Genomic DNA, 2,967 nt, shown 5'->3' on the forward strand with positions numbered 1-2,967 from the left:
GGTTTCCCCATGTGAGAGTAGGTCATCGTCAAGATTCATTTCGCAAAACCCCTATCTGCACATGCAGGTAGGGGTTTTGTCTTTAAGTAGGAACTACAGAGATTCGCAGGCACGTCCGAAGGACGGGCCAGCACACAGAATTTCTTGACGACCATAGAGCATTGGAACCACCTGATCCCATCCCGAACTCAGCAGTGAAACGATGCATCGCCGATGGTAGTGTGGGGTTTCCCCATGTGAGAGTAGGTCATCGTCAAGATTCAAATCCAAAGCCCCTGTCTGCAATGCAGACAGGGGCTTTGTCTTTTCCAGGGGAGCTTTCAGGTGAGCGCGCTTCCCGTGTAGGAGCGGCCTTGTGTCGCGATAGCGTCAGAACTGGTAGCTGACCGTGGCACTGACATTTCGCTCTTCACCCATATAGCAGTAGTTCAGGCTTGCACACGAGGTGATGTAGCTTTCATTGGTGAGGTTATTGGCATTCAGGCGCACATCCATCCCCCGGAGGCCGACCTTGCCCAGGTCATAGCCGATCGAGGCGTCGAACAGGGTATAGGAGGGCACCTTCATGCTGTTTTCCGCATCCACCCAGCTGTATCCCACATAACGCACCCCACCGCCCAAGCGCAGACCATCCAGTGCCCCCTGGTGGAAGTTGTAGTCAGCCCAAAGCGAAAACATCTGTTTCGGTGCCTGTGTTGGCGAATTGCCTTTGTTATCCAGGTTGCCAGACACCAGGCTGGGCATCGACTTTGTGTATTCGATATCGGTAAAGGTATAGCCGCCCAGCAGCTTCAAGCTGTCGGTCAGCTGCAAATGGGCCTCCAGCTCAAGCCCTTGTGAGCGCACTTGCCCTACAGGGCGATAGAAGTCCTCGTCAGGCTGCTTCGAGGCCAGGTTCTCCTGCTCGATGTGGAACACCGATGCGGTGAACAGGTTGTCGGTACCCGGCGGCTGATACTTGAGACCTGCCTCCCATTGAGTGCCCTCGGTCGGTGCAAGAGGGCGGCCTTGCTGGTCGGACACGGTATTGGGGTTGAATGACTCCGAGTAGCTGACATAGGGCGCAATGCCGTTCTCGAACAGGTAGAGCACCCCTGCGCGGGTAGTGAACCTGGAGCGCTGGTCACTGACCTTGGCGTTGGTGTCGCGATTCTCCTCGGACACCCTCACCCAGTCCTGGCGCAGTCCCAACGAGAAGCGCCATTGGTCCAGCTCCACCAGGTCCTGCAGGTAAACGCCCGTTTGCTGCAGGCGCCGCTGGTAGCGGTTCTCGCCCAGCACCTGAAGGTTGCCGTTGCCGTATTGCGGGTTGCCGGCATCCAGCGGATCGACTGTGCCATAACGCCAAGCCACGTCGGCCTTGCGTCGCTGATAGTCTGCGCCCAGCAGCAGGGTGTGTTTGGCGGCCCCGGTGAAGAATTCCGCCTGCAGCATGTTGTCGATGATGTACGAATGCAGGCGTTCGTCGCCGCCGGTATAGGCGCGGTTGAGGATATTGCTGTCGGCATCCGCCCAACCGGCGGAATACACCTGGTCCATCGACACGTCGGAATCCTGATAGCGGAAGTTCTGGCGTGCCGTGAACACATCGTTGAAGCGATGCTCGAACTGGTAGCTGAAGGACTGTTGGGTACGCTCGTAGTTGTCGATACCCGGTTCACCTTCGAAGAAGTGGTCCGACAGGCGCAAGCCGTTGCGCTTGTGCAGCATGCCATCTGCGGGGTTACCGCCGTGATAGCCGCCGTTGGGGTCGTGTTGCAGGTAGGCCTGCAGGGTCAGCGAAGTATCTTCGTTGAAGTCGATACTGACGGCCGGCGCGATGGCGTAGCGTTCTTCCTTGTTGTGATCGAACTGCGTGTCGGAAGCATCCGCCAGGCCTGTCAGGCGATAAGCGATACGCTTGTCGTCATCCACGGGGCCGCTGAAGTCGAAACCCGTGCCACGCTGGCCTTGGGTACCAAGGGTGGCCTGGACTTGATGGTAGGGGGTAAACAGCGGCTTCTTGGTGGTCAGTGCCACCAGGCCTCCTGGCGAGCTACGGCCATACAGTACCGAAGAAGGTCCCTTGAGAATATCGATGCGCTCAAGGAAGTACGGGTCCACCTGCATGGTGCTGTAGGTGCCGTTGTCTCCCATCGACTTGAGCCCGTCGACATAGATGTTGTCCACCGAGCCGTCGTTGAAGCCACGCATGGCTACATAGTCATAACGATGGGTCGCCCCGTAGGGGTTGGTCAGTACCCCAGGTGTGTAGCGCATGGCTTGGGCAACGGTTTGGGAGCCTTGGTCGGCGATCTGCTGTCGAGTAACCACCGAGACCGATTGCGATGTCTCTACCAGTGGCATGCTGGTCTTGGTCGCAACTTGGCTATGGGTAGCGTTGTAACCCTCCATGCTGCCCAGTGCATTGCCGAGAGTGAAGCTACGGATGTCGGTGTCTGGCAATGACAATGCAGCGCCTTGGGGTTGTGCCTGCAGCACGTAGCTGCGGCCATCTTGGCTGACGGCTTCCAGGCCGCTGCCATTGAGCAACTGGTGCAATGCCTGATCAATTGGGTATCGCCCCTGCAGGCCATTCGACTGCAAGCCTTGGGTGAGCTGGGGTGTACTAGACAGGGTGATGCCAGCCTGGCGGGCGAACTGGTTGAGCACGTCATCCAACTGGCCGGCCGGGATCGCATAGTTGTGGCTCACCTGGGCCGTTTCAGCTGCTATGGACAGTTGCGTGACGGTTGTCAGGCTCAGGGCGGTGCCAAACAGGGCAGCCCGGACTGCTTTGCGTAAGCGTGCTGAGTGCAAGACAGGTCGAAAATCATTCGTATTGAAGGTGCGCGTGTACACTGCGGCGGTAGGCATGAGGGGTCCGTTGAAGTGTGAGGGCAGAAGGTGTTGCTTACTGTCCAAGCCGTACCGGCATTCAAAACCCGTCAAAAAAGTTATTGGGACCGCTATGCGCCCCATCGCCGG

The 2,967-nt window shown here is 58.0% G+C and carries 1 protein-coding gene and 1 rRNA gene; one reads left to right on the forward strand and one right to left on the reverse strand.

The features are described 5' to 3' along the window. Nucleotides 1-143: 143 nt before the first annotated feature. A 5S ribosomal RNA gene (gene rrf, locus ACK1U9_RS25510) occupies nt 144-259 on the forward strand. Between the two features lie 110 nt (nt 260-369). Here the strand turns inward: rrf and ACK1U9_RS25515 are convergent. Continuing rightward, nucleotides 370-2,856 carry a TonB-dependent siderophore receptor gene (locus tag ACK1U9_RS25515; RefSeq protein ID WP_080958544.1) on the reverse strand — a complete coding sequence of 829 codons (2,487 nt, stop codon included), beginning with the start codon at nt 2,854-2,856 and terminating at the stop codon, nt 370-372. Nucleotides 2,857-2,967 lie beyond the last annotated feature (111 nt).

The sequence above is a fragment of the Pseudomonas sp. XP1 genome (assembly GCF_053557675.1).

What these genes read in the sequence shown, in the direction of transcription:
- ACK1U9_RS25515 (WP_080958544.1), bottom strand. Translation starts at nt 2,856, where the DNA reads ATGCCTACCGCCGCAGTGTACACGCGCACCTTCAATACGAATGATTTT.